Raw genomic sequence first — 3,223 nt, forward strand, 5'->3', positions numbered from 1 at the left:
CCAGACAGATACAGGGAAAAGGAGAATTTAATCCATGAATCCGACGCAGACAAACAGATTGAAGCCAAGCATCAAACTGGCGGGTGCCGTGCTCCTGACGACGGCGTTGCTGGCGGGCTGCTCGGCCCAGCCGGCTCCGCAGCCGGCCGCCAGCGCCGAAGCGCAGGTGAAGACGGTCAAGGCCGCTCCGATTGAGAAAAAGAAAATCGGGGAGCCGCTGGAGCAGGTTGCAGACGTGACCTCGTCCATTCAGATGAACATCGTCACCAAGGTGAACGGCGACGTGCTCGAAATCGTCAAAAAGCGCGGCGACTACGTCCAGAAGGATGAGGTGCTGTTCCGCATCGACCCGACCGACCTGAACATTCAGAAGGAAAAAGCGCAAATTTCGCTGGACGGCTACCGGGATCAGATGGATAAGGCGCGCAAGGATACGGCCGACGGCAAGCAGGATGCAAGAAACGGCATTGCCAAGCTGGAGGCAGCCATTCAGGATGCCGAGAAAAGCTACAGCAAGCTGCGCAACGACTATGACCTTGGGCTGGTAACCAAAATCCAGCTGGAGCAAACGGAGACGCAGCTGAACAATATGAAGCTGGATCTGGAGGGCGCGCGCAGCAAGCTCAAGACGCTGGAGAGCACCAACGCGCTGTCCCAGCTGGAGCAGGGCGTGCAGACGGCTAGCGTGTCGCTGCGCGAGCTGGATCGCAGTCTGAGCTACACGGAAGTGAAGGCGACCGTCAGCGGCGTGCTGACCGAGCTGCCGATTGAGGTCGGCATGACGATGAGTCCGGGCAGCCATGCGGCCACGATTCAGCAGCTTGACCCGGTTAAAATCAAAGCGGAGCTGACCGAGGAAGCCGCCGCACTCATTCGCGGCAAAGCGGAGCTGACGTTTTACGTGCCGGGTGTGACCGAGCGGGCGAAAGCCAAGGTCAGCTACCTGGCGGATGTGATGGGCGCCCAATCCAAGTCGTATTCGCTGGAGCTGGAGGTGCCGAACGCGGACCGCAAGCTGAAGCCGGGAACGAAGGCGCAAATTTTGCTGACCGAGGACCAGGACCAGATCGTCGTCACCATCCCGTCGAACAGCGTCGTGCGCGAAGGCGGCGATACGTATGTATACGTGCTGACCGGCGGCGACACCGCCGAAAAACGCAAGGTGCAGCTCGGCCGTCTGAACGAGACGATCCAGGAGGTGCTCTCCGGCGTGAAGGAAGGCGAGCAGTTGATTATTTCCGGTCAGAACCAATTGAAGGACAAAGAAAAAGTACAGCTTGCGAAGTAATATAAGAAGTATGCAAAAGAGGAAGAGAAAGTCAGCCAGCAAGTCCAGACTTTGACAGGAGGAACCTACGTGAACTACAAACTGAAAGTAACCGCCGCATCGGTTGTCANAAAAGTACAGCTTGCGAAGTAATATAAGAAGTATGCAAAAGAGGAAGAGAAAGTCAGCCAGCAAGTCCAGACTTTGACAGGAGGAACCTACGTGAACTACAAACTGAAAGTAACCGCCGCATCGGTTGTCATCTCCGTCTCGCTGCTTGGCGCCGGGCTGTCCGCTTACGCGGCGGCTCCGGTGACGGAAGCGGTCGAATTGGCCGCGCCAGCCGTCATCGCGCACAAGCTGACCGAGGCGCTGGACGTGGAAATCAAAGGCGCCGTCAATGAACGTGTTCAGGACGGCACCCGTCTCGGCGTCATCCTCCGGATGAAAAACAACGGGGCCGCCATTACCCGCGTGCCGGATTATGAGGTGCGCGTCCAGACGACGGAGGGCGTCGAATATACGCTCAAGCCAAGCGCGTCCAACGCCAAGTCGCTGCAGCCGAAGGTCAACGCCGAGCTGAGCTACCTCGCCGTCATAGACCGGACCGATGAGGTGACGCTGACGCAGGTGAACTGGACGGACGTCGACTATTACGTCTATCCGAAGAAAGAAACGCCGATCCTCAGCGTGCCGATTCAGGGCGAGGCGTGGAAGGGCAGCGAGACAGCCATTACCGATCCGACCGCGATCAAAAAATGGTCCGAGTCGTTTAAAATTCCGGGCCTCGTGTCGCCGCTCCAGTACACCCCGGTTGCGCTAACGAAGGAATCGACGGCGGCGGGCACCGTTTACGTCGTGCAGCTGCTGGCGTACAACCCGACCGACAAGCGGGAGACGGTACCGGCGTTCGGGCTGGACGGCAAGGGCGGCGGCAAAGTGTTCACCGGCGCGCGCGTCGAGAAGGAAACGGTCACGCTGGAGCCGAAGTCGGAGAAATATATCCACTACGCGATCCCGACGGAGCAGGATACGGTGCTGCAAAGCTTGAACCTGCTGACGCCGGAGACGTTCGCGGAAGCGGGCGCGGCGGGGCCGGTGGTGACGAGCTTCAAAATCGGGCGGCTGAACCTCGTGCTGCCGACCGAATCGACCGGCACGAGCTTCACGGCGTATACGCTCGGCAGCGCCATCGCCTTCGACGAGCGGAGCCAGCTGATCAATCCGGACCTGGCGGTATCGGTGGTCGAATATGACATGCATGAAAACCCGGAGGACGGCAATAAAAATGTCACAGCGAAGTTCAAGCTGACAAACAAGTCGTCCAAGCCGCTGGCGGTACCGGTGTTCCAGGCGGACCTGGTCAGCCGGGACGGCTACGAATACGCGGGCAGCCGCCAGGAGACGGCAACGGCGAACGTGCTGCCGAGCTCCTCGCTGACCGTCAGCTACTCCTTCACCTTGCCGGTGTCGGAGAAGGGGAACGGGCTGGTGCTGAAGGTGCAGGACGCCGTGACGGCCGCGCCTTACAAAACGACGATTGCCGCGATTTCGACGAATTTGCAGGAAGCGAAAAAGGACGAGTGGAGCTTGTATCCGTTCACGGTGAAGGTGAAAAACTGGACGCTGAATTCGAACTACGGGGCAGAGACTCAGTACCAGTACGTGTACCGGTTGAAGATGAATCTGGAGCTCACCCGCGAGGAGCAGGTGCAGCTGGACGCTTCCTTCCCGGCGCTGCTGGTGGAGCTGTACGATTCGGAAGGGCGCTATGTCGGCAAGGGCAATGCGAATGTGTTTGGCGCCAACCGGCTGGTGACCGGCGACAACACAATTACGATCAGCGGCGCGTCGGACAGCCTGGATGTGCATCACGAAATCCGGATTTACGAAAGCTTTGCCACGCCTGCGGGCGTTGCGAAACGGTTGCTGACGACGTATAAACAGTAGAGCGTA

The 3,223-nt window shown here is 59.0% G+C and carries 2 protein-coding genes; both read left to right on the forward strand.

What is annotated here, in order from left to right:
• Positions 1-34 precede the first annotated feature (34 nt).
• Entirely contained in the window at positions 35-1,288 is a 1,254-nt protein-coding gene (locus AC6ROY_RS25220) for an efflux RND transporter periplasmic adaptor subunit (protein WP_500103313.1), read from the forward strand.
• A gap of 201 nt (positions 1,289-1,489) precedes the next feature.
• Positions 1,490-3,217 (forward strand): hypothetical protein, encoded by a 1,728-nt coding sequence (locus AC6ROY_RS25225; RefSeq protein ID WP_500103314.1) that lies wholly within the window; start codon positions 1,490-1,492, stop codon positions 3,215-3,217.
• Positions 3,218-3,223 lie beyond the last annotated feature (6 nt).

The organism is Paenibacillus sp. sg306046, assembly GCF_059821225.1.